This is a genomic window from Pseudomonas sp. NPDC007930, from assembly GCF_042958985.1.
In the GTDB taxonomy this organism is placed as follows: domain Bacteria; phylum Pseudomonadota; class Gammaproteobacteria; order Pseudomonadales; family Pseudomonadaceae; genus Aquipseudomonas.
The window spans coordinates 155268-177745 of sequence record NZ_JBIBKC010000009.1 but is presented as its reverse complement, the minus strand read 5'-3'; the positions used below and the strand labels follow the sequence as shown (position 1 = coordinate 177745).

Below are 22478 nucleotides of genomic sequence, written 5' to 3'. Positions count from 1 at the left end.
AGCGGTTCCCCCCCCGGGTTGTTATTCGCTGGGCTTGAACGCCAGTTCGCCCTTGCGCCATTTGGCCGCCTTGCCCACCGCGGCCTTCAGCGGCTTGGCCAGCCCACCTTGCAGGGCCTCATGGGCGGCGAACACCATCAGGATGCCCTGGCCGTCTTTGAACACCACGCCATTGCCCAGGTCGGTGGCGACATAGGCGTACTCGCCCAAGCCATGAATGGTGGCCTTGATATCACGGAAACGAACTTCGAACTTGCCACCTTCACGGCTGGGCAATACCGCGGCACGAAAATGGTCGCCAACTTTCAATTCAAGGCGGGGCTTGTCATCGACCACCAATGCCGTGGTGGTATCGAGTTCGGCCATATAAATGCCTTCGGCAGTTTGTTCGACCACATACACGTAACGGGATTGAAATAACTTGACTAACTTGGCGCGGACATCGCCCAGCACGAACAGCGCGTGCATCTCAAGATTGCTGACTGCCAATGACAGACCCTCGACGAATGAAAACCACCGGCCGCTGAACCCGGCCCGGCAACAAGCCCCCACTGGATGGCGCGCGGCGCCGGCAAGGGATAAACGGTATGGAGATGCCGCGGCCCACTCTTCAGGCAAGGCACGGCGCCTGCCCGGCGCACCCGGCAGGTGGAAGAAACTCTTGGGCACCGCTGGCTTCAAAGCTCAATGCCGGTTGGGACGACAACCGGGTACCCAGACCTGATACCAAGGAGCCACCATGGAAACTGAAACCCACGACTTGAGTACTTTATTCCAGCAATTGGGGCTGGACAATAGCGCTAAAAGTATCGATACGTTTATCGATGAGCACCAGTTGCCAGACGCGGTGAAGGTCTCGGAGGCCAGTTTCTGGAAAGACGCGCAGAAACAATTGCTCAAGGAGGCGATCGCCGCCGATGGGCCAGACGCCCTGTGGGTCGATGAACTCAACGTGCGCCTGCATGCCAATGCCAGCGCGGCGCACTCAGCCCAGCGTTAACCCCTGCCCCAGGCGAACCTGCCAGCCCCGCTGGCAGGCCTCGGCATCGGCGCGGTTGGTGAAGGTGCCTTGCGCGGCCTCGCCATCGACCAGCACACGCCAGCACATCAGTACGCCTTCGCGGCGCAAGTGAGCAGGGACAGCACTGCCGACCAACGCGGCAATATCCACTCGAGAACCCATGGACGACTCCAGACAATTGACACAACGGGGTCAAAAAACGGTGGCGTCCATGTATGCAGTTACAGCTGCCGAGCCAATGCCACTACAAGGCCAGTATTTCACGATTATTTCAGCGCTATCAAATTTTTTTGCAGGCGCCCACGCCGCGCCCGCCAGGCGGTCACCCGCCGCCGCTTACACCTGGCGCTGGTGGCGGTCGAGTTGCTCGTGGCGTTCCTGGGCTTCGATGCAGTATTTGGTGATCGGGCTGATCAGCAGGCGCTTCAGGCCGATGGCCTCGCCGCTGTCGTCGCACCAGCCAAACGACTCTTCATGGATGCGGCCCAGGGCCTGCTCGAGTTGCGGCAGCAGGCGCTGGTCGCGTTCGATGGCGTTGACCAGCCAGTGGCGCTCTTCTTCCACCGAGGCGACGTCGGCCGGGTCGGCCGGCGAGTCCAGGCTTTCGATTGCCGCACGGCTCTGCTCGATGCGCTCCTGGGTCTCGACCTTCATGGCCTGGATCAACGCCTGGAAATAGGCCAGTTGATCGGCATTCATGTAGTTGTCGGCCGGCATGGCCAGCAGCTGTTCCTTCGTCATGGGTATCTCGATTAAAACCTGCGTTCAGACCTGGCCGCCTGCCAACGGCAGCCGCCACGTCGCTCATGAGGGGCGGCAGTCTAAGGGCGCGTGAAGCACCCGGCAATAGATAAACGCAGGGATTTGACCATTGGCCCCCCGCCAGCGGCGGGCGGGGGGGCGCCACCTCAATAGGGGCGCGCGTTGCGCAGCGCCGCCTCGACCCGTTGCAGCGCCTGCTCGCCCTGCTCGCTGCCCGGTACCTGGGCCACGCCCACGCGCCAGAAGCTGCCGTAGCCGTGCACCATGGTCTTGGGCAATACCTTGATGTCGATCAAGGTCGGCAGGGTTTGCCGGGCGGCGTCGGCCAGCGCGGCTTCCAGCGCCGGCAGTGTGGTCACCCGGTAGGTCTTGCAGCCGTAGGCCGCCGCGCTCATGGCGAAGTCCACCGGCACCAGCGGCCCATCGAGGCGCCCGCTGGCCGCGTCGCGGTAGCGGAACTCGGTCCCGAAACTGCCCATGCCATGGCCCATCTGCAGGTTATTGATGCAGCCGAACGCCATGTTGTCGAACAGCACCACGTTGATCTTGCGCCGCTCCTGCACCGCGGTGGCCAGTTCGGAGTGGAGCATCATGTACGAGCCATCGCCCACCAGCGCGTACACCTCGCGCTGCGGCTCGGCAAGCTTGACCCCGAGCGCGGCGTTGATCTCGTAGCCCATGCAGGAGTAGCCGTACTCCAGGTGATAGCCGCCTTCCGCGCGGGTTTGCCACACCCGTTGCAGGTCGCCCGGCAGGCTGCCGGCGGCGGCGACGATCACCGCGTGCTCCGGCAGCTGCCGGTTGAGCACCCCCAGTACCGCGCTCTGGGTCAGGCACGAGCCGGTCAACTCGATGAACTCGCCGAGCACCTCCGGGCCGAGGGCGTCTTGCACCTCGGGGGCAAAGTCCGCGGCCTGGTACTGCACGGCGTAGACCCGCGCCACCTCGGCGGCGAGGTCGGCGCGCGCCTGGTTCACCTGCTCGCCCCATTGCCCGCGGTAGCCTTGGGCGGCCAGGCCGTCGGCCAACTGCGCCAGGCCCAGGCGGGCGTCGGCGAGCAACTGGGTGGCGTCGAGCTTGAGCGCGTCGCCAGGGTTCACGTTGAGGTTGACGAACTCCACCCCCTCGCCCTGGAACAGCCATTTCGAGCCGGTGGTGAAATCGCTGTAGCGGGTGCCCACGCCAATCACCAGGTCGGCCTGCTTGGCCAGGCGGTTGGCCGCCAGGCTGCCGGTTTCGCCAATGCCACCGAGGTTGAGCGGGTGGCTGGAGAGCAAGGTGCCCTTGCCGGCCTGGGTTTCCGCGAAGGGGATGCCGAAGCGTTCGGCCAGCGCCTGCAACTGCGCGCCAGCACCGCTGTACTTGGCGCCGCCGCCGCAGATGATCAACGGCTGGCGCTTGCCGGCGAAACGCGCCAGCGCCTCGGCCAGCGCCGCCTCGCTGGGCGGGCGCCGTTCCAGCCGGTGTACGCGGCGGGCGAGGAAGCTCTCGGGGTAATCATAGGCCTCGGCTTGTACATCCTGCGGCAGCGCCAGGCACACCGCGCCCGTTTCGGCCGGGTCGACCAGCACGCGCATGGCCTGCAGCGCGGCGCTCATCAACTGCTCCGGGCGCAGGATGCGGTCCCAGTACTTGCACAACGGGCGGAAGGCGTCGTTGGTCGACAGGCTCAGGTCATGGAACTGCTCGATCTGTTGCAACACTGGGTCAGGCTGGCGGCAGGCATACACATCTCCAGGCAACAGCAGCAGTGGGATACGGTTGGCGGTGGCGGTGGCCGCAGCGGTGAGCATGTTCGCCGCCCCCGGCCCCACCGAGGAGGTGCAGGCGTACACCGCGCGGCGCAGGCGCTGCTTGGCGAAGCCGATGGCGGCGTGGGCCATGCCCTGCTCGCTGCGGCCCTGGTGCACCAGTAGTTCGCCAGGGTTTTGCTCCAGCGCCTGGCCCAGCCCAAGCACGTTGCCGTGGCCGAAAATGGTGAACACACCTTCGACGAACTTGCTCTGCACGCCGTCAACGTCGATGTACTGGTTATCGAGAAAGCGCACCAGGGCCTGGGCCATGGTCAATCGGATGGTTTTCATCAGCCTCGTTCCCTGCTCATTTGGCCACGGTGGCGCTGGGCGCGTTGAGCATCCAGGCATGGGCCGGGTCGTTGTGGAACTGCCACACCCGCTTGGGCCCGGCCATCACGTTGAGGTAATACGACTGGTAGCCGTGGGGCACGCAGACCGGGTGATAGCCGCGCGGCACCACCACCAGGTCGTTGTTCTCCACCGCCATCGCTTGATCGATGTCGCGCTCGTCGGTGTACACCCGCTGGAACACGAAGCCCTGTGGCGGGTCGACCTGGTGGTAGTAGGTTTCCTCGAGAAAGCTCTCGTCCGGCAGGCGGTCGCGGTCGTGCTTGTGCGGCGGGTAGCTCGAGCTGTGCCCGGCCGGCGTGCGCACCTCGACCACCAGCAGCGAATGGGCCGGCGCGGTGTCCGGGAGGATGTCGCACACATAGCGGGTGTTGCTGCCCTGGCCGCGCACGCTGCGTTTCATGGCCCCGGGGCTGATCAGCCGCGGGCCCAGTTCGCCGCCGGCGGCCCCCGGCGCCCGGCACACCGCCAGGTGCAGCGCGCTGGTGGCGCTGACCCGTGCCTGGCTGCCGGCCGGCAGGTACACCGCGAAGGGCGAGGTGTCTTCGAACACCGACTGCCGCTCTCCCAGCCCTGGCCAGGCGAAGCCGCCGCTGCCCGGCGCCTCGCCGGCCACATCGGCATGGCCGCTGAGCAGCACCAGGCACAGTTCATGATCGCCAGCGGCCACCGGCAGCACCTGCCCAGCCTCCAGCCGATGGGCGCTGAAGCCCACGTAGTCGAGCGCGCCTTCAGCCAGCGCGACGGTTTGCCCAGGCGCGGCCTGGCCTTTGACCAATAGGTTCATGTTGAGTCTCCGTTGCTCAGCGCTCGCCACGGGCGCCGCGCCATGCCGTGATCAGGGCCTCGAAGCGCGCAGCTACCGCGCCGATCAGGCCTTCGTCGTCGATTTCACCAAACAGCCAGGCGCGGCTGGGCTCGCCAAAAATCGTGCGGCCCACCGCGAAGCCGCGGCAGGTTTTGCTGCCCGCCGCCTGGCGAAAGCCGTCGGCGAGCGCCTCAAAGGGCGCGTTCAGGCCCAACAGCACCACGCCCCGGCACCACGGGTCGCGGGCCTGGATGAGCTCATCGAGCGCCTGCCAGGCGCTGGCCTCCTGGGCCTCGATCTTCCACCAGTCGGGGTAGATGCCCAGGTTGTAGATGCGCTGAATCGCCCGGTACAGCGCGGCGCCGTGGGGCGAGGGGTGGTCCTTGGGCGGGATCACTTCAAGCAGCAGTTCATGGCCGCTGGCCCGCGCGGCATCGTACAGGGTGCGGATCTGCGCCTCCTGTTCCAGGCGCAGCAGGGGCTCGTCGTCGGGGTGAAACTGCACCAGGCACTTGATGATCTGCTCGCTCGGCCAGGTGATCAGGTTGCTCGCCACCGACGGCCCATGCTCGAACGCCAGCGGCCGCGAGTTCTGGGTTTCCACCGGCCGCGCCAGCCACCAGCCGCGGCCGCTGGCGCGGTTCAGGGCGTCCTGGCCGAAGCGCTGGTCGGCCAGCAGGCCAACATCCCCTTGCACCCCTTCGCCCGCGAGGTTCTGCTCTACCCGCTCCACGGCGGTAACGAACAGTTGCTTGAGGTGGTACAGGCTGCTTTCATCGCGCCCGGCCTGGCGGGCCACGTCGAGCAGTTGCCAGCGGTGGTCGAAGGCGAAGATGAACAGCGGCTTCCACGCCTTGCGCGGCACGCTGACCCGGTGCAGGCGCTGCAAGGTCTCGTCGAGGTCGGGGCGGGTGATCGGTTCGGCGGCGCCGAGCAGGTACTCCAGCTCGGCCGGGGTGGGCATCGCCGGCGCGCAGGCATGCCGCGACACCACCAACGCCCCGCAGGCATTGGCCAGCGCGCAGCAGCGAGCATCGCCTTCGCCGCGCAGCCAACCGCTGAGAAACCCCGACATGAACGCATCGCCCGCCCCCAGCACGTTGAGCACCTCGACCTGGGTGCCGCAATACAACGGCGCGCCGTCGAGGCTGCCCGGGATGGCCCCGTGCAGCACGGTGCAACCGCGCGCGCCGAGCTTGACCACCAGGGTGGCGGCGGTCAGCTCACGCACCCGGCGCAGGGCGCTGATGAGGTTTTCATCGCCGCCGGCGATCTGAAACTCTTCCTCGGTGCCAACGATCAGCTCGAAGCGCGGCAGGATGCGCTGCACATGGGCGCTGACCCGCTGGCTGGCGATAAAGCGGGTTTCACCGTCGGCCTTGCCGGTCAACCCCCACAGCACCGGCCGGTAGTCGATGTCGAGCACCCGTTGCACGCCATGGCGCTCGGCGTAGTCCAGGGCGCGGTTGCTGGCGGCGAACACACCGTCGGTGGAAAAATGCGTGCCGGTGATCAACAGCGCCTTGCTCTGGGCGATCAGCGCTTCGCTCACGTCGTCGGGGTGCAATGCCATGTCGGCGCAGTTTTCCCGGTAGAACACCAGGGGGAAGGTGTCGCGGTCCTTGATGCCCAGCAGCACCAAGGCGGTGAGGCGCTCGGGGTCGACCGCCACGCCGGAGGTGTCGCAGCCTTCACGCTGCAGTTGCTCGACCAGGAAGCGGCCCATGTGGTCATCGCCAACGCGGGTCAGCATGGCGGACTTCAACCCCAGCCGGGCGGTGCCGAAGGCGATGTTGGCGGAGGAACCACCGAGGTACTTGGCGAAACTGCTGACGTCTTCCAGGCGCGCGCCGACCTGCTGGGCATAGAGGTCGACCCCCATGCGCCCGAGGCAGATCAGATCCAGGCGGCGCCCACTGGCGAAACGAGACTGGCCCATGCTGGCTCCTATTATTGTTATCAAGCCTTGCGGCGTTTCAGGTGACTGCCTGAAGACTAGAACGCCAGATTCGCCAAATCAAATTTTATTCCATATTTTTTCTACACAGAATTTTATTTCTATTTTTGCCGCGATATACTCGCGCCACGTGGCCAAGCCCAGGGCCCTGAGGCCCCGCGCGCAGTGCCAAACCCGAGAACAAGGATTCGCTCCATGCTCAACCCTACCCCGGCCAGCGCCGACGAACTGCTGCAGCGCATCCAGGCCGACTACGACGCCCTGCCGCGCCAGCTCAAGCGCATCGCCACCTACCTGACCCAACAAAGCGAACGGATCATGGTCGAGCGCATCAGCGACATCGCCCGCGAGTGCGAGGTGCACCCCTCGGCCATCGTGCGCTTCTGCCAGCGCCTGGGCTTCAGCGGCTTCAGCCAGATGCAGGCGCTGTTCCGCGAGGCCTACACGCACAAGGCCACGCCGGTGCAAAACTACCAGCAGCGCATCCGTAACCTGATCGCCGAGCAGCACGGCGGCGCCAGCCCGGCGGTGCTCGCCCGCGACTGCATCGAGGCCACCCGCTCGGGCATCGAGCGGCTCGGCCTGGAGCTGGATGACGCCGCCTTCACCCAGGCCGTTGACCTGCTGGTCGAGGCCGAGAACATCTATGTGGTCGGCGTACGCCGCTCGTTCGCGGTCGCCGACTACCTGGTCTACAACCTGCAGCACACCACCAAGCGCATCCACCTGATCCACGGCCTGGGCGGGGGTTACCGCGAGCAGATGCGCAGCGTGCGCGCCAATGACCTGGTGATTGCGATCAGCTTCAGCCCCTATGGCAAGGAAACCCAGCAGTGCCTGCGCATCGCCCAGCACCAGCAGGCCCACAGCCTGGTGATCACCGACAGCCCGCTGTCGCCGGTGGCCAAGCGCGCCAGCGCGGTGCTGCTGGTCAATGAGGGCGCCTCGTTCGCCTTCCGTTCGCTGGCGGCCACGCTGTGCCTGTGCCAGGCGCTGTTCATCGCGGTGGCGTACCGGCTGGAACTGAAGGTCGACGAGATGCAGGAGCAGATGGGTTTCGACGACTGACCCAAGGCAAAAGATAATGAATTTCGACTGAGAACTATTCAGCAATGGTTCTCATTATGTTACAACTAGGCACTTTCATTATCGGATGGCCTGCGGTAAATGCTCGTTCCTTTACTCATCATGCTGCGCGAAGGGATTGAAGCCGCGCTTATCGTTGGCATCATCGCCAGCTACCTCAAGCAAACCGGCCGCGGCCAGTGGATGCCCGCGGTGTGGATCGGCGTGTTCCTCGCCGCCGCCGTGGCCTTGCTGGTCGGTGGCGGGCTGGAGCTGGTCGCCGCGGAGTTTCCGCAAAAGCAGCAAGAACTGTTCGAGGGCGTGATCGGCCTGGCCGCCGTGGTGATCCTCAGCTCGATGGTGATCTGGATGCGCAAGGTCGCCCGCTCGCTGAAAACCGAACTGCACGGCTCGCTCGAAAGCGCCCTGGGCGGCTCGCGCAACCAAACCCTCGCGCTGATTGCCATGGTGTTCTTCGCCGTGGCCCGCGAAGGGCTGGAAACCGTGTTCTTCCTGCTGGCGATCTTCCAGCAGAGCGAAGGCTACGGCGCCCCGCTCGGCGCACTGATCGGCCTGGTGATCGCGGTGGCCGTGGGCCTGGCGCTGTACAAAGGCAGCCTGAAGCTGAACCTGGCGCAGTTCTTCCGCTGGACCGGGCTGTTCATCCTCGTGGTGGCCGCCGGCATCCTCGGCAACTCGGTGCGCTCGCTGCACGAAGCCGGCATCTGGAATTCGCTGCAGGGCGTGGTGTTCGACGCCAGTGAAACCCTGCCGATGGACGGCCCGCTGGGCTCGGTACTGGCCGGCATGTTCGGCTACCAGGACGCCCCAACCGTCAGCGTGCTCGGCGCCTGGGCGATCTACATCACTACCGCGCTGGTGTTGTTCTTCATCCCAGGCCGGGCCAAGCCCGCGCCGTCTACCTCTACCGTTACCCAGCACTAAGGGACCGCATGCCCAACTCGACTCAACAGCCGCCACGCCTGCTGCGCGTGGCGGTGGCCGGCTCGGTGATCCTCATGGTCGCCGCCGGTGGCCTGTTCTACTACGCCTCGAAGGTCGCCGGCGACAAACGCAAGGCCAACGCCGGCAACGAGATCACCGTGACCATCCACCCGCGCAGCTGTGAGCCCAACGCGCTCACCGTGCCGGCCGGGCGCACCGCGTTCCGCATCGTCAACGCCTCCGACCGCGCCGTGGAATGGGAAATCCTCGACGGCGTGCTGGTGGTCGAAGAGCGCGAGAACATCACCCCCGGCCTGAGCCAGGTGATCAACGCCAACCTTGAGCCGGGCGACTACGCCATCACCTGCGGGCTGTTGTCCAACCCGCGCGGCACGCTGAAGGTGACCGCCACGGCGGAATCCGACGCCCGCGCCAAGGCCAAACCGTCGATGACCGCGTTCGTTGGGCCGTTGTCGGAGTACCGGGTGTACCTGAGCCTGCAAGGCAGCGCAGTGATCAAGAACGTCGACGCCCTGGCCGCAGCCATCGCCGCCGGCGATCTGGCCCAGGCCCGCGCCGCCTATGCCCCGGCCCGCGCCGCCTACCAGCGCATCGCCCCGGCCGCGCAGCGTTTCGCCGAGCTGAACAACGCCATCGAAGCCCGCGCCGACTACTACGAAAACCGCGAGCAAGACCCAGCCTTCGGCGGCTTCCACCGCCTGGAATACGGCCTGTTCGAGCAGAACAGCACCGAGGGCCTGGCGCCGGTCGCCGAGCGCCTGCAAGCCGATGTGGCCAGCCTGAAAACCCAGCTGCTGGCGCAGCCGATCCCGCCGGAGCAACTGGTGACGATCGTCTCGCGCAACCTCAACACCCTGGCCAGCACCCGCGCCGCCGGTGAAGAAGAGCGCTACAGCCACCTCGACCTGAACGGCTTTGCGGCCAACCTCGAGGGCGCGCGCAAGGTCATCGACCTGCTGCGCCCGCTGCTGGAAAAATCCGCCGCCGGCCTGCTGCCGAAGATCGACGGCGCGCAAAAAGCCTTTGCCGAACGCCTCGACGCCCTGCGCGAAGGCGATGGCTTCAAGCCTTATGACCAGGTTGGCGAAGACCAACGCAAAGGCATCGCCCAGGCCGCCAAGGCCCTGGCCGACCAACTCGACGGCATTGACCCGGCCCTTGGCCTGTCTGCCCTGTAATACCGTGGATGTAGACTGATGAGCGATAAAGACCAAGCCCACTCCCCCGACCGCCGCCGCCTGCTGATGGGCCTCGGCGCCGCCGGCGCGGCCCTGGCCGGCAGTGGCATGACCTGCCCCTTCATGGCCCAGGCCGCCACCCAGAGCGAAGAGCACAAGGTCACCGAGGCGCCGAAAAGCGACAAGACCGCCGACCAGCACGCCTACGAAGGCCTGCACCAGGCCGGCGTGGTCACCGCGCGCCCGGCCGCCGGGATGATGGTGGCCTTCGACGTGCTGGCCAACGACCACGAAGACCTCGAGCGGCTGTTCCGCACCCTCGACGAACGCATTCGCTTCCTGATGAAGGGCGGCCTGGTGCAAGACGTCGACCCCAAGCTGCCGCCGCTGGATTCTGGCATCCTCGGGCCGAACGTCACCCCAGACAACCTCACCGTGACCGTGTCAGTCGGCGCCTCGCTGTTCGACGAGCGCTACGGCCTGGCCGGGCAGAAGCCCAAGCACCTGATCCGCATGGTCGGCTTCCCCAACGACGCGCTGGAAGAAGACCGCTGCCACGGCGACCTGACCCTGCAGTTCTGCTCCAACACCCCCGACACCAACATTCACGCCCTGCGCGACATCGTCAAGAACCTGCCCGACCTGCTCTACGTGCGCTGGAAGCAGGAAGGCACGGTGCCGCCCCAGGCCCCGGCCAAGCCCGGCGAGCCGGAGCAGAGCGCGCGCAACTTCCTCGGGTTTCGCGACGGCTCGGCCAACCCCGACTCCAACGACGCCAAGGCCATGGACAGCATCGTCTGGGTGCAGCCGGGCAGCCAGGAACCGGCCTGGGCCGCCCACGGCAGCTACCAGGCGGTGCGGCTGATCCGCAACTTCGTCGAGCGCTGGGACCGCACCCCGCTGCAGGAGCAGGAAACGATCTTCGGCCGCATGAAGGCCACCGGCGCGCCGATGGACGGCAAGCACGAGTTCGATGTGCCCGACTACAGCAAAGACCCGGAAGGCAAAGTCACCGCGCTGGATTCGCACATCCGCCTGGCCAACCCGCGCACCCCGGACAGCCAGGCCAACCTGATCCTGCGGCGGCCGTTCAACTATTCCAACGGCGTGATGAAGAACGGCCAGCTCGACATGGGCCTGCTGTTCATCTGCTACCAGGCCGACCTGCTCAAGGGGTTCGTGACCGTACAAACCCGCCTCAACGGTGAACCGCTGGAGGAATACCTCAAGCCCACCGGGGGTGGCTACTTCTTCACCCTGCCTGGTGTCACCGGCAAGGACGATTTCATTGGCCGCTCGCTGCTGGCGGCGGCCGAGAAAACCAAGACTGCATAACATTCAAGGACTCAACTGGGGAACCACGCATGAAAAAGACGCCTTTGGCTCTGCTGTTCACCCTCGGCGCGCTGAGCGTACCGAGCTTTGCCGCCGACACCTCGTCGCTGGACCTGGTACAGCCGATCTCGGACTACAAGATCTATGTCACCGAAGAAGTCGACAAACTGGTCACCGAGACCAAGGCGTTCACCGACGCAGTGAAAAAAGGCGACTTGGCCACCGCCAAGAAGCTCTACCCCACCACCCGCGTGCACTATGAAGCCATCGAGCCGATCGCCGAGCTGTTCAGCGACCTCGACGCCTCGATCGACTCCCGCGAAGACGACCACGAGAAAGGCGTGAAGGCCGATGACTTCACCGGCTTCCACCGCATCGAATACGGCCTGTGGGCCGACAGCAAGAACATCAAGGCCTATGGCACCTTCGCCGATGGCTTGCAGGCCGACGTCGAGCGCCTGCAGAAGCAGATCGCCGAACTGACCTTCCCGCCGGAGAAAGTCGTCGGTGGCGCTGCCGCGCTGATGGAAGAAGTGGCCGCGACCAAAGTCTCGGGCGAAGAAGACCGCTACAGCCACACCGACCTGTATGACTTCCAGGGCAACGTTGACGGCGCGAAGAAAATCGTCGACCTGTTCAAGCCGCAGATCGAGAAGAAAGACAAAGCCTTCCAGGCCAAAGTTGACAAGAACTTCAAAACCGTGGACGACATCCTGGCCAAGTACAAGACCAAGGACGGCGGTTTCGAAACCTACGACAAAGTCTCTGAAGCCGACCGCAAGCGCCTGACCGGCCCGGTCAACACCCTGGCTGAAGACTTGTCCACCCTGCGTGGCAAACTGGGCCTGAACTGATCGGCCCCGATCCGGCTCATACCCATACCGGGTACCGCCGGATCGCGTGACCGCGGCGCCGCTCCCAGGCGCCGCGTTCCTCTGTGGTGCCCCTTTCCAGGAGCCCACCGATGCACACCCCCTCCCCGTTCGACCTCAGTGGCAAAGTTGCCTTCGTGTCCGGCGCCAGCCGCGGCATCGGCCAGGCCATCGCCCACCTGCTCGCCCAACAGGGTGCCCACGTGATCGTCTCGAGCCGCAAGCGCGAGGGCTGCCAGGCGGTGGCCGACGACATCGTCGCCGCGGGCTGGCAGGCCAGCGCCATCCCCTGCCACATCGGCGACCTGGCGCAGATCGAGGCCACCTTCGCCCAGGTCCGCGAGCAGTTCGGCACCCTCGACGTGCTGGTCAACAACGCCGCCACCAACCCGCAGTTCGGCCATGTGCTCGACGCCACCGCCGAGGCCTTCGAGAAAACCGTCGAGGTGAACATCCGCGGCTACTTCTTCATGTCGGTGGCCGCCGGCCGGCTGATGCGCGAGCACGGCGGCGGCAGCATCATCAACGTGGCGTCGATCAATGGCCGCTCCCCTGGGGCGTTCCAGGCGGTGTACTCGATCACCAAGGCCGCGGTGATCAACATGACCCAGGCCTTCGCCAAGGAATGCGCGCCCCTGGGCATCCGCTGCAACGCCCTGCTGCCAGGGCTGACCGACACCCGCTTCGCCAGCGCACTGACCCAGAACGAACAGGTGCTGGCGCAGATCCTGCCGCGCATCCCGATGAACCGCGTGGCCCAGCCAGATGAGATGGCCGGGGCGGTGCTGTACCTGGCCAGTGACGCGGCCAGCTATACCACCGGGGTGGCGTTGAATGTGGATGGGGGGTACCTGGCTTAGGTTCGAGGGCCCTTCGCCCGGCACAGCCGGAGTGCCGGGCGAAGGGCCACAAAGCCATTATCAACAGTTGAATGATTGCGCAATCAATGCAATAGTATCTCCACAGGCAGCCACCCAACGGTGCGCTGCCTAATTAAAAAGGCGAAATGATTGCGCAGTCATTTCATAACAAAAAGCCGCCCACAAGGAACCCCCACCATGGCCCAACCCGGCGCCGCAGCCGCCCCCACTCGAGTGCGCTACCTGATCCTGGCGATGATCTTCGCCGTCACCGTGTTCAACTATGTCGACCGCGCCACCCTGGCCATCGCCGCCCCGGCCATGCGCCATGACCTGGGCTTCGACGCCGTGCTGATGGGCATCGCCTTCTCCGCCTTTGGTTGGGCCTACACCAGCATGCAGATCCCTGGCGGGATCGTGCTCGACCGTTTCGGCTCGCGCCTGGTGCTGGGCGCCAGCCTGGTGCTGTGGTCCACGCTGACCTTCCTGCAGGGTTTCGTCGACCTGTTCAGCTCGGCGTTCCTGGTGTTGTTCGTACTGCGCTTTTTGATGGGCGTGGCCGAGGCCCCGGCGTTCCCGGCCAACAACCGCCTCACGGTGATGTGGTTCCCGCGCCAGGAACGCGGCCTGGCCACCGCGGTGTTCCAGGCGGCGCAGTACTTTGCCCTGGCGGTGTTCACCCCGCTGATGGTCTGGCTGCTCGGCGCCTTCGGCTGGCAGCACGTGTTCTTCTGGACCGGCGCCGCCGGCGTGGTGTTGGGCCTGGTGTGGTTCCGCCTGGTGCGCGAGCCGCGCAAGGACCACCGGGTCAACCAGGCCGAGATCGACCACATCGAAGCCGGCGGCGGCCTGCCGAACCTGGGCGATGCGCCCATTCCGTTCAGTTGGGGCCGGGTCAAGGCAATCGGCGCCAACCGGATGATGCTCGGGGTGTACCTGGGGCAGTTCTGCCTGACCTCCATCACCTGGTTCTTCCTCACCTGGTTCCCCACCTACCTGATCGAAGCCAAGGGCATGAGCATGCTCAAGGTCGGCCTGGTGGCGGCGATCCCGCCGGTGGCGGGCTGCCTTGGCGGGGTGATCGGCGGGCTGTGGTCAGACTGGCTGCTGCGCCGCGGCCACAGCCTGACCCTGGCGCGCAAGCTGCCGATCATCACCGGCCTGCTGCTGTCGAGCAGCATCGTGGTAGCCAACTACACCCAGTCGATCGTGGTGGTCACCGCGGTGATGTCGCTGGCGTTCTTCGCCAAGGGCGTGGGCAACCTGGGCTGGTGCATCGTCGGTGACGTGTCGCCCAAGCGCGCCATGGGCGTGAGCGGGGCGATGTTCAATTTCTGCGGCAACCTGGCGAGCATCGTCACCCCCATCGCCATCGGCGTGATGATCAACCAGCTTGGCTCGTTCGACGCGGCGCTGATGTACGTGGCCGCCATGGGCCTGCTCGGCGCCTTTGCCTACCTGTTCATCGTCGGCCCGCTCAAGCGCCTGGAGCTGGACGACGCCCCCTCCGCCACGCCGCGCGAGCAGCCCGCTGCTGCCGGCCACGAAGTTTCCCATTGATACCCGCTCAAGGAGCCTGACCATGAACGCCCCTCTCACCCCCGCCACCTCCGGCGACGAAGACCGCATCAGCTGGGTGCGCCTGGCCTCGGTGTACCTGCCTCTGGCCAACCCGATCAGCGACGCCAAGGTGCTCACCGGCCGGCAAAAGCCGATGACCGAGATCGCCATTCTGTTCGCCGAGATCGAAACCCGCGACGGCCACCGTGGCCTGGGCCTGAGCTACTCCAAGCGCGCCGGCGGCCCCGGGCAGTTCGCCCACGCCTGTGAAATCGCCCCGGCGCTGCTCGGCGAGAACCCCAGCGACATCGCCAAGCTGTGGACCAAACTGTGCTGGGCCGGCGCCTCGGTGGGCCGCAGCGGCCTGGCCACCCAGGCCATCGGCGCCTTCGACGTGGCCCTGTGGGACCTCAAAGCCAAGCGCGCCAACCTGTCACTGGCACGCCTGCTCGGCGCCCAGCGCGATTCGGTGCGCTGCTACAACACCTCCGGCGGCTTTTTGCACACACCGCTGGAGCAACTGCTGAAGAACACCGACCTGTCCCGGGAAAAAGGCATCGGCGGGATCAAGCTGAAGGTCGGCCAGCCGGACTGCGCGGTTGACCTGGAGCGCGTCAGCACCGTGCGCCGCCACCTGGGCGAGGCCTTCCCGCTGATGGTCGACGCCAACCAGCAATGGGACCGCCCCACCGCCCAGCGCATGTGCCGGCGCTTCGAAGAGCACAACCTGGTGTGGATCGAGGAACCGCTGGACTGCTACGACGCCGAAGGCCACGCGGCGCTGGCGGCGCAGTTCGACACGCCGATCGCCACCGGCGAGATGCTCACCAGCGTGGCCGAGCACCAGGAGTTCATCCGCCTGCGCGGGGCCGACTACCTGATGCCCGACGGCCCGCGGGTGGGCGGCATCACGCCGTTCCTGAAGGTGGCGGCGCTGGCCGAACAGGCCGGGATGATGCTCGCCCCGCACTTTGCCATGGAGCTGCACGTGCACCTGGCGGCGGCCTACCCCAGCGAGCCGTGGGTGGAGCACTTCGAATGGCTCGAGCCGCTGTTCAACGAACGCCTGGAAACCCGCGACGGGCGCATGCTGGTGCCGACCCGCCCAGGCCTGGGCTTGAGCCTGAGCGAGCGGGTGCCGGGCTGGACCGCCGCCGAGCAGACGTTCGGCCAGCGCGCCTGAGACCCCCTCGCCCGGCACCCTCGCTACGCCGGGCGAAGGGCCGCCGGATCAGCCCCCCGCAGGGTGCGGCACAACATCCGCCTCGATCCCCTGCGAGGCCATCAGCTCGGCCTTTTTCTGCTCGGCTTCGGCCTGGGTGGGGAATGGCCCCAGGTACACCTCGGTCTTGCCGTCGCGGCTGGCCACGTTGGCCATGAAGCCATGCTCGACCAGCCGCGCGGTCATGTCGGTGAGCGCGCCCATGGCGTTGGGGGCAATGCGCACCTCCCAGCCGTTGCCGTTGTCCACCGCCACGCTTTGCGCCTCGGGCGCGCCGCAGATAGTGCGCACCGCCGGGTTGTTGCCGTCGGTGTCGATGATCGCGTGGTAACCGTCTTCGGCCTTGATCGCGGCAAAGCTGCGGTAAGGGCCGTACTGGCCGTTGCCGCCTTTCTCGCGCACCTGCCCGCACACATTGCCGTGGGCCAGGGTGCGGGGGGTGGTGAAGCGGGCCGCGGCCGGGTTCTGCAGTTGCGCCGCCACCGCTTTGTGGGCTTCTTCAACATCGCTGCCACAGCCGGCCAATGCCAGGGCGGCGGCGGCGATCACCATCAACTTGCGCACGGGAACTCCTTGGGGGTATTCGCTTGAGCCGGCGATTCTAGCACCCTGCCCGCGCCGGTGGATGTGGCATCATGGCGCCCTGTTTGTTCGCCACCGAGCCCACCGCCATGATCGCCAAAGAACACCGCCACCAGGCCGCCCTGAACGCCTACCTCGCGCAACAGCCGCAACTGGCCGAGGAAATCGCCGCCCTCAGCGCCCACGAACAGCGCCAGCAAATTGAATGGGCCTTCGAAGACACCGCCAGCGAGCGCGGCCTGCAACCCTGGGAATACGCCCTCGAGCTGATCGCCGAAACCCCTGAGCAACTGCACGCCATGCGCCTGGAAACCCACCGCGAAGTGGCCGAAGCGCTGGGCATGGAGTGGGAAGAATACTGCCAGTTCAACGGCATCACCGAGTAGTTACAACACCCGAAACAGCAGCGGCGCCACCTGCTGCCAGCCCGGTACCGGCCGCCAGTTCGCGGCCCATTCCGGCACCGCCTCGGCCGGCATCGGCCGGGCGATGCAGAAGCCCTGGCCGAGCTCGCAGCCCAGCTCCAGCAGGCGCGCGCCAAGGCCGATGGAATCGACCCCCTCGGCGATCAGCTCACGCTTGAAGGCCTTGGCCAAGCCGCAGATGGCGATCAGGATCGACACGTCGTCGGGGTTTTCGAGCATGCCCTGCACGAAGGTCTGGTCGATCTTCAACTGGGTCACCGGCAGGCGCTTGAGGTAGGTCAGCGAGCTGTAGCCGGTGCCGAAGTCATCCAGCGCGAAACTCACCCCCAAGGCCTGGCAGGCGCTGATGGTCTCAGACACATAATCGAGGTCTTTCAGGGCGCTGGTTTCGAGGATCTCGATCATCAGCGTGCCCGGCGCGACCTGCGGCCAGGCTTCGAGGTGCAGGCGCAGGCGTTCGACGAAGTCCGGCTGTTGCAGCTGCCAGGCGCCGACGTTCACGCTCACCGGTAGGCAGAACCCGCGCGCCGCCCAGGCGCTGGCCTGGCTCAAGGCCTGGCGGATCACCCAGTCACCGATCTGCTGCGACAGCCGGCTGTTGTCGATCGACGGCAGGAACGCTTCGGGCTCGATCAAGCCCTCGAAGGGGTGCAGCCAGCGGATCAGCGCCTCCACGCCCAGTACCTCGCCGCTGCGCATGTTCACCTTGGGCTGGTAGTACAGCACGAATTCATTCTCCGCCAGCGCCTGCTGGATGCGCTCCAGGCGGGCGTTGTAGCGGCGCTGGTCGAGCTCGTGCTGGGGGTCGAAAAAGCAATAGCGGTTCTTCCCGGCGAGCTTGGCCTGGTACATCGCTTGGTCGGCCTGGCGCAGCAGTTGGTCGGGGCTGATGTCGTGGCCCTGGGGGTAGAAGGTCACCCCCAGGCTGGCGCTGAGGCTCACCTGCAGGCCATCGACCTGCAAGGGCTCGGCGGCGGCGGCCAGCACCCGGTCGAGCATCGGTGTGGTGTCGTGGCTTTGCTCGAGGTCGGTGATCAGGATCACGAACTCGTCGCCGCCCAGCCGCGACAGCGTGCAGCCGTCGCGCAGGGTGTGCTTCATGCGCTGGGCCACGGCGCTGAGCACGCGGTCGCCGGTGGCGTGGCCGTAGCCGTCGTTGACGTCCTTGAAGCCGTCGAGGTCGAGGTACACCACCGCCAACGTCAGCCCGTTGGCCTGGGCCGCGGCCAGTGCCTGCTGCATGCAATCGGCGAGCAGCACCCGGTTGGGCAGTTGGGTCAGCACGTCGTAGTGGGCGATGGTTTCCAAGCGGGTTTGGTGCTCGCGCAGCTCGGTCACGTCGGTGAACAGCGACACGTACTGCTGCACCCGGCCGTGGCTGTCGAGGATCGCGGTGATGGTCTGCCCGGCGACGAACAACTCGCCGTTGCGCCGGCGGTTCCACAGCTCGCCCTTCCAGAAGCCACCGTCGGTGAGGCTGCGCCACATGTCGCGGTAAAAGCTGCTGCTGGTCAGGCCCGAGGCGAGCATGCGCGGGTTGCGCCCGACGATTTCGCTGCGCGCGTAACCGGTGAGGGTGCAGAACGCCTGGTTGACGTCGAGAATGTCGGCGTGGGCGTCGGTGATCATGATGCCTTCATGGGCATGGGTGAACACGCTCGCCGCCAGGCTCAGCTTGGCCTCGGCGCGGCGCCGGGCGCTGATATCGGTGAGGGTCAGGCGCAGTAGCCGCGGGCCATCGGGCTGGCGCAGGCAATCGAGGTGCGCGGCCAGCGGCTCGCCGTCGCCGCGCAGCAGGCCGAGGTCGGCCTCGTGGGGCAGCAGGTCGCGGCAGGCACGGGTGAACAGGCCGGCCCAGCCGTCACGGTCGGCGGGCTGCACCCAGCGGTCGAAGCGCCGCCCCAGCAGTTGCTCGCGCGGCACCCGCAACAGTTGCTCGGCGCGCAGGTTGACGGCATCGATCATGCCGCTGTCGTTCAGGCTGAGGTAGCCCACCGGGGCGCGCTCGTAGAGGTCCAGGTAAAGGTCGCGGGAGCTTTCGAGCGTGCCTTGCAGGCGGCGCAGTTCGTCGTTTTGCATCTCCAGCTCAAGCTGGTAAACCTGCAATTCCCGCCACGGCCCGGGTTCCAGGTGGGCCGCCGTGGTGGCCAGGGCTTGTTCAGCGCGCTGGCGAAGGGTCGGTTCCGTGTTCGGGGGCTTCTTCATCATGGCCTCTTCGTGAGTGCCGGTTGATCTGCATGGCCAGCAGGATCAGGTGTGGCCGCGAATCGTCACCCTCCACCCGCCGGGCATCGAGGCGAATGTCCAGGCGCCCGGTTTCAGGGAAATTCAGCGTGACGGAAAAATCGGTGAAGCTGGTGTCTTTGCATACGATGGTGGCCAGGCGTGCCTTCAACGGTTCGAGGTTCCATTCACCGCCGCCTAGTTCGAACAGCGGCCGCGCCACGGTACGCCCCAGGGTGGTTCGAAACACATCGCAGTAGGATTGGCTGGCGGACACCACGACCAGGTTATGGTCGAGCACCAGCAACGGCTCACGAACGGTATTCACCACCGCCTCGGCAAGTGCCCGCGAGGCCTGTACGGAACGTTCGGTTTGCACCCGGCTGGTGATGTCGTGGAAGGTCAGCACCACGCCCTCGATGACGTTATCCAGCGTGCGGTAGGGCATGATGCGCGCCATGAACCATTGGCCATTGCCAGTGCTCACCTCACATTCAAAGGGGATCAGGGTATCCAGCACGGCTTGGGCGGGCACCATCAGGTCGGTATCGGCCAGGTGGGAGGTGATGTCACCCAGCGCGCGCCCGATGTCTGTGTTGATCAGCCGGTAGATGCTGACCGCTTCGCGGGTAAAGCGCCGGATACACAAATGCGTATCAAGAAATATAGCCCCGATATTGATGCTGTCGAGGAGGTTCTTCATGTCGTTCTGCATGTTGAACAGTTGCTCGACCTTCGCTTGCAGCTCGGCATTGACGGTGATCAGCTCTTCGTTCACCGATTGCAGCTCTTCGCGGGAGGTTTCCAGCTCTTCGTTGGTCGATTGCAGTTCTTCGTTGGCCGACTGCAACTCTTCGTTGGTCGAGCAGAATTCTTCGTTCGACATCTGCAGCTCGTCGATCGAGGCCTGGAGGTTCTCCCGGGTGTGGGCCAGGGCGCGCTCGAGTGCCGCGACCTGGCCAGCATCCACCGGCGCCGCCCCCGGGCTGGGCTGGGCCGCGTCCGCGGCGAGCAACGGTTCGAAGCACACCAGCATGATCGCCTCATCGTCGCCGCTGCCTGCCAGCGGCCGCACGCTCAGGCTCAGGCCACGAGGCGGCGGCCCGGGCAGTTGCACCTCGCGGCGGATCACCTCGGCGCCACTGCCGCTGGCGGCGGTGTGCAAGGCCGCGCGCAGGTCGGCCTGCAGGCCGTCGCGGGCCATGTCGATCACGTTGAGAGTGGCCTGCCCCGGTGCCGGGCGCAGGTAATCGCCGGTGTCGCCGTGCACGTAGAGGATGTTGCCGCGCAGGTCGGTGGCCACCGAGGTGGGCACGAAGTCCTGCAGCAGCATGCGCCGGGTGAGGTCTTCGAGGCTGGCGGTGCGGGCCATTTTCAACGGTGCCTCCGGGGCCCGATTGAGGCGCTCCGGCGCCCAGCCGCGGGCGCTTTCGGCAGTGGGCGCGGCGGGCCGGGCGGCCTTTACCGCGGCGTAGAGTTTCCAGCGGCGGTCTAGCGGGGTGAACAGCGCGCCGTGATGGCCGACGCTTTCGGACGGCGACAGGAACAACGCGCCCTGGGGCTTGAGCGCGTAGTGGAACACCGGGATCAGGCGCTGCTGCAAGCGTGGGCCGAGGTAGATCAGCAGGTTGCGGCAGCACAGCAGGTCTAGCCGGGTGAAGGGTGGGTCGGCCACCACGTTGTGCACGGCGAACACCACCAGCTTGCGCAATTGGCTGCGCACCCGGTAGCCCTGCTCTTCACGGGTGAACCAGGTTTTCAGCCGCCGCGGCGGGATCTGCGCCTCGGCGCTCAACGGGTACATCCCGGCACGGGCGGTGCGGATCGCCTCGGCGTCGAGGTCGGTGGCGTAGAGTTGGATGTCGAAGGCGCCTTGCAGCTCGCTGCGCAGCTCGAGCAGTACGATCGCCAGCGAATAGGCCTCTTCGCCACTGGCGCAGCCGGTGACCCAGGCACGGAATACATAGCCGCGGGGTTTGTCTTCGAGCAGTGGGCGCAGCACGTGGTTCTTTAGCGCCTCGAAGGCATCGGGGTCGCGGAAGAACCCGGTCACGTTGATCAACAGCTCGTTGAACAGCTCCGGCACCTCGGCCGGGTGGTCGCGCAGGTACTGCACGTATTCACCCTGCTCGACCATACGCTGCATCACCATGCGCCGCTCGATGCGGCGGGCGATGGTGCTTTTTTTGTAATAGTTGAAGTCGTGGCCGGTGGCGTCGTGGAGGATCTGCAGGATCGCGTCGAAGGTGTCGGCGCTGACCGGCGCCGCCTGGGTGGTGGCAGCCACCAGCGCCTCGGGCATCTCGTTCAGCCGGCAAATGGCGGTGGCATGGCCGGCCTCGATCACGCTGTGGGGCATGCTGCTGTACTCGGCTTCTTCCGGCGCCTGGGCCAGGGTAAAACCGCCGGCCTGGGCAATGGCCTGGCAGCCCAGGGTGCCGTCGGCGCCACTGCCCGAGAGCACCACGCCCATCGCGCTGGCCGCGCGTTCACTGGCCAGCGAGGCGAAGAACGCGTCGATCGGCGTGTGGCTGCCGGGCGCCAATTCCAACCGGTTGCCACGCAGCAGCAGGTCGTGCCCGGGCACTGTGACATACACCTGGTTAGGCGCCAGCGTGAGGCCGTGCTCCACCTCCAGCACCGGCATCGGCGTGCAACGGCCGAGGATTTCCGCGAGCAGGCTGGTGTGGCTAGGCGACAAATGCTGCACCACCACAAAGGCCAGGCCAGTGTGCGCCGGCAAAGCGCCGAGCAACTGTTCCAGGGCCTTCAACCCCCCGGCGGAGGCACCGATGCCGACCACCGGCACGGGGCTGGCGGGGGTGTTCGGGCGTGAGGGGGTGCTGGCAGTCACAGGGCAGGCCTTCCGTGTAGGTGAACGGCCCAGTATGCCTGCTCGCCGCCCAGGTAGATACCGCCCGGGCGGCGGCGCCGTTCGTCCAGCCCCGGCAACCTTGGCGGTGCCGGCGGCGCCTAATGTTCAAGCCCACAGCGAGAAGGTGAACAACATGTTCAAACCGATGATGCTGGCCGCGGCGATGTTGCTACCCGCCGTGCTACCCGCCTGGGCGGACACCGCCCCTGCCAGCCCCGAAGCCCCGGCCATGCCTGGGGACCCGGCCACTTCACCGGCGCTGCCCGGCAGCCCGCAGGCGCCCAGCGACCCGGCCAAAGGCCAGAGCGCACCGGGCGATGCCAGCGGCGCGCTTGACCTGCGCCCCTTGCAGGAGCAACAGCAACAGCAACAGCAACAACAGCAAGGCACGGGCAAGCCGGGCAGTGGCACCTCGGTGGAACCGGGCAAGGCGCCGCAGAAGCAGCCTTGAGGCCACTGCACACGCGCGCACAAAAAAGGGCGACCCTCTCGGGTCGCCCTTTTTCAGCGTTTGGTAGGCACAATTGGACTCGAACCAACGACCCCCACCATGTCAAGGTGGTGCTCTAACCAACTGAGCTATGTGCCTGCTGTGGGGGCGCATTTTACCCATGCGCCTTGGT

20 protein-coding genes and 1 tRNA gene are annotated in these 22478 nt (G+C 66.3%); 11 read left to right on the top strand and 10 right to left on the bottom strand.

Annotated features, from left to right (window positions below; translation table 11 throughout):
* Positions 1-21: 21 nt before the first annotated feature.
* Positions 22-489 carry a hypothetical protein gene (locus tag ACFZCE_RS19050; RefSeq protein ID WP_390941863.1) on the bottom strand — a complete coding sequence of 156 codons (468 nt, stop codon included), beginning with the start codon at positions 487-489 and terminating at the stop codon, positions 22-24.
* Between the two features lie 250 nt (positions 490-739).
* On the opposite strand from ACFZCE_RS19050, the gene ACFZCE_RS19045 reads away from it, so the two are divergent.
* Positions 740-1000 (top strand): DUF2789 family protein, encoded by a 261-nt coding sequence (locus ACFZCE_RS19045; protein WP_390941829.1) that lies wholly within the window; start codon positions 740-742, stop codon positions 998-1000.
* Here ACFZCE_RS19045 and ACFZCE_RS19040 read toward each other — a convergent pair.
* The 5 genes from ACFZCE_RS19040 to iolC form a co-directional block, all read right to left on the bottom strand.
* Entirely contained in the window at positions 986-1183 is a 198-nt protein-coding gene (locus tag ACFZCE_RS19040) for a hypothetical protein (protein ID WP_390941827.1), read from the bottom strand. The genes ACFZCE_RS19045 and ACFZCE_RS19040 overlap by 15 nt on opposite strands.
* Positions 1184-1357: 174 nt before the next feature.
* On the bottom strand, positions 1358-1762 hold the full coding sequence (locus tag ACFZCE_RS19035; RefSeq protein ID WP_390941825.1) for a TraR/DksA C4-type zinc finger protein: 405 nt from the start codon (positions 1760-1762) through the stop codon (positions 1358-1360).
* 167 nt (positions 1763-1929) lie between these two features.
* A complete protein-coding gene (gene iolD / locus ACFZCE_RS19030) occupies positions 1930-3867 on the bottom strand; it encodes a 3D-(3,5/4)-trihydroxycyclohexane-1,2-dione acylhydrolase (decyclizing) (RefSeq protein ID WP_390941823.1) in 1938 nt (645 codons plus the stop codon).
* Positions 3868-3883: 16 nt separating this feature from the next.
* Positions 3884-4714, bottom strand: a complete 831-nt coding sequence (gene iolB, locus ACFZCE_RS19025) for a 5-deoxy-glucuronate isomerase (protein ID WP_390941821.1) — start codon at positions 4712-4714, stop codon at positions 3884-3886.
* Positions 4715-4730: 16 nt separating this feature from the next.
* Entirely contained in the window at positions 4731-6674 is a 1944-nt protein-coding gene (iolC, locus tag ACFZCE_RS19020) for a 5-dehydro-2-deoxygluconokinase (RefSeq protein WP_390941819.1), read from the bottom strand.
* A gap of 213 nt (positions 6675-6887) precedes the next feature.
* Between iolC and ACFZCE_RS19015 the strand changes: the two genes are divergently transcribed.
* The 8 genes from ACFZCE_RS19015 (at position 6888) to ACFZCE_RS18980 (ending at position 15711) form a co-directional block, all read left to right on the top strand.
* Positions 6888-7760, top strand: coding sequence for an SIS domain-containing protein (locus ACFZCE_RS19015; protein ID WP_390941817.1), 873 nt, complete (start codon positions 6888-6890; stop codon positions 7758-7760).
* 99 nt (positions 7761-7859) lie between these two features.
* A complete protein-coding gene (gene efeU, locus ACFZCE_RS19010; RefSeq protein ID WP_390941815.1) occupies positions 7860-8702 on the top strand; it encodes an iron uptake transporter permease EfeU in 843 nt (280 codons plus the stop codon).
* An 8-nt stretch (positions 8703-8710) separates the two neighbouring features.
* Positions 8711-9901, top strand: coding sequence for an iron uptake system protein EfeO (efeO, locus tag ACFZCE_RS19005; protein WP_390941812.1), 1191 nt, complete (start codon positions 8711-8713; stop codon positions 9899-9901).
* A gap of 18 nt (positions 9902-9919) precedes the next feature.
* Positions 9920-11236, top strand: a complete 1317-nt coding sequence (efeB, locus tag ACFZCE_RS19000) for an iron uptake transporter deferrochelatase/peroxidase subunit (RefSeq protein ID WP_390941810.1) — start codon at positions 9920-9922, stop codon at positions 11234-11236.
* A gap of 29 nt (positions 11237-11265) precedes the next feature.
* Positions 11266-12090, top strand: a complete 825-nt coding sequence (gene efeO, locus ACFZCE_RS18995) for an iron uptake system protein EfeO (RefSeq protein ID WP_390941808.1) — start codon at positions 11266-11268, stop codon at positions 12088-12090.
* A 110-nt stretch (positions 12091-12200) separates the two neighbouring features.
* Positions 12201-12968, top strand: a complete 768-nt coding sequence (locus ACFZCE_RS18990) for an SDR family oxidoreductase (protein ID WP_390941806.1) — start codon at positions 12201-12203, stop codon at positions 12966-12968.
* Positions 12969-13166: 198 nt separating this feature from the next.
* Entirely contained in the window at positions 13167-14528 is a 1362-nt protein-coding gene (locus tag ACFZCE_RS18985) for a D-galactonate transporter (protein ID WP_390941805.1), read from the top strand.
* A 22-nt stretch (positions 14529-14550) separates the two neighbouring features.
* A complete protein-coding gene (locus tag ACFZCE_RS18980) occupies positions 14551-15711 on the top strand; it encodes an enolase C-terminal domain-like protein (protein ID WP_390941803.1) in 1161 nt (386 codons plus the stop codon).
* A 48-nt stretch (positions 15712-15759) separates the two neighbouring features.
* Here ACFZCE_RS18980 and ACFZCE_RS18975 read toward each other — a convergent pair whose 3' ends face one another.
* Positions 15760-16314, bottom strand: coding sequence for an SPOR domain-containing protein (locus ACFZCE_RS18975; RefSeq protein WP_390941801.1), 555 nt, complete (start codon positions 16312-16314; stop codon positions 15760-15762).
* Between the two features lie 107 nt (positions 16315-16421).
* Here ACFZCE_RS18975 and ACFZCE_RS18970 point away from each other — a divergent pair, with 107 nt between their 5' ends.
* A complete protein-coding gene (locus ACFZCE_RS18970) occupies positions 16422-16718 on the top strand; it encodes a DUF6388 family protein (protein WP_390941861.1) in 297 nt (98 codons plus the stop codon).
* Here the strand turns inward: ACFZCE_RS18970 and ACFZCE_RS18965 are convergent, their stop codons facing one another.
* Both ACFZCE_RS18965 and ACFZCE_RS18960 read right to left on the bottom strand, forming a co-directional pair.
* Entirely contained in the window at positions 16719-18962 is a 2244-nt protein-coding gene (locus ACFZCE_RS18965; RefSeq protein WP_390941799.1) for an EAL domain-containing protein, read from the bottom strand.
* The gene (locus ACFZCE_RS18960; protein ID WP_390941797.1) at positions 18916-21834 is read right to left on the bottom strand and encodes a chemotaxis protein CheB; all 2919 of its coding nucleotides are present in this window, start codon (positions 21832-21834) and stop codon (positions 18916-18918) included. The genes ACFZCE_RS18965 and ACFZCE_RS18960 overlap by 47 nt, the downstream gene beginning before the upstream one ends.
* Positions 21835-21988: 154 nt before the next feature.
* On the opposite strand from ACFZCE_RS18960, the gene ACFZCE_RS18955 reads away from it, so the two are divergent.
* On the top strand, positions 21989-22306 hold the full coding sequence (locus tag ACFZCE_RS18955) for a hypothetical protein (protein WP_390941795.1): 318 nt from the start codon (positions 21989-21991) through the stop codon (positions 22304-22306).
* Between the two features lie 61 nt (positions 22307-22367).
* Here the strand turns inward: ACFZCE_RS18955 and ACFZCE_RS18950 are convergent.
* Positions 22368-22444, bottom strand: a tRNA-Val gene (locus ACFZCE_RS18950).
* Positions 22445-22478: the final 34 nt, after the last annotated feature.

Excerpts from the sequence above, each read along its gene's own strand:
- ACFZCE_RS18990 (WP_390941806.1), top strand. The coding sequence starts at position 12,201 with ATGCACACCCCCTCCCCGTTCGACCTCAGTGGCAAAGTTGCCTTCGTG.
- ACFZCE_RS19040 (WP_390941827.1), bottom strand. The coding sequence starts at position 1,183 with ATGGGTTCTCGAGTGGATATTGCCGCGTTGGTCGGCAGTGCTGTCCCT.
- efeO (WP_390941812.1), top strand. The coding sequence starts at position 8,711 with ATGCCCAACTCGACTCAACAGCCGCCACGCCTGCTGCGCGTGGCGGTG.
- iolB (WP_390941821.1), bottom strand. The coding sequence starts at position 4,714 with ATGAACCTATTGGTCAAAGGCCAGGCCGCGCCTGGGCAAACCGTCGCG.
- efeB (WP_390941810.1), top strand. The coding sequence starts at position 9,920 with ATGAGCGATAAAGACCAAGCCCACTCCCCCGACCGCCGCCGCCTGCTG.
- ACFZCE_RS18965 (WP_390941799.1), bottom strand. The coding sequence starts at position 18,962 with ATGAAGAAGCCCCCGAACACGGAACCGACCCTTCGCCAGCGCGCTGAA.
- ACFZCE_RS19015 (WP_390941817.1), top strand. The coding sequence starts at position 6,888 with ATGCTCAACCCTACCCCGGCCAGCGCCGACGAACTGCTGCAGCGCATC.
- iolC (WP_390941819.1), bottom strand. The coding sequence starts at position 6,674 with ATGGGCCAGTCTCGTTTCGCCAGTGGGCGCCGCCTGGATCTGATCTGC.
- ACFZCE_RS18980 (WP_390941803.1), top strand. The coding sequence starts at position 14,551 with ATGAACGCCCCTCTCACCCCCGCCACCTCCGGCGACGAAGACCGCATC.
- efeU (WP_390941815.1), top strand. The coding sequence starts at position 7,860 with ATGCTCGTTCCTTTACTCATCATGCTGCGCGAAGGGATTGAAGCCGCG.
- ACFZCE_RS19035 (WP_390941825.1), bottom strand. The coding sequence starts at position 1,762 with ATGACGAAGGAACAGCTGCTGGCCATGCCGGCCGACAACTACATGAAT.
- ACFZCE_RS18955 (WP_390941795.1), top strand. The coding sequence starts at position 21,989 with ATGTTCAAACCGATGATGCTGGCCGCGGCGATGTTGCTACCCGCCGTG.
- efeO (WP_390941808.1), top strand. The coding sequence starts at position 11,266 with ATGAAAAAGACGCCTTTGGCTCTGCTGTTCACCCTCGGCGCGCTGAGC.
- ACFZCE_RS18985 (WP_390941805.1), top strand. The coding sequence starts at position 13,167 with ATGGCCCAACCCGGCGCCGCAGCCGCCCCCACTCGAGTGCGCTACCTG.
- iolD (WP_390941823.1), bottom strand. The coding sequence starts at position 3,867 with ATGAAAACCATCCGATTGACCATGGCCCAGGCCCTGGTGCGCTTTCTC.
- ACFZCE_RS19045 (WP_390941829.1), top strand. The coding sequence starts at position 740 with ATGGAAACTGAAACCCACGACTTGAGTACTTTATTCCAGCAATTGGGG.
- ACFZCE_RS18970 (WP_390941861.1), top strand. The coding sequence starts at position 16,422 with ATGATCGCCAAAGAACACCGCCACCAGGCCGCCCTGAACGCCTACCTC.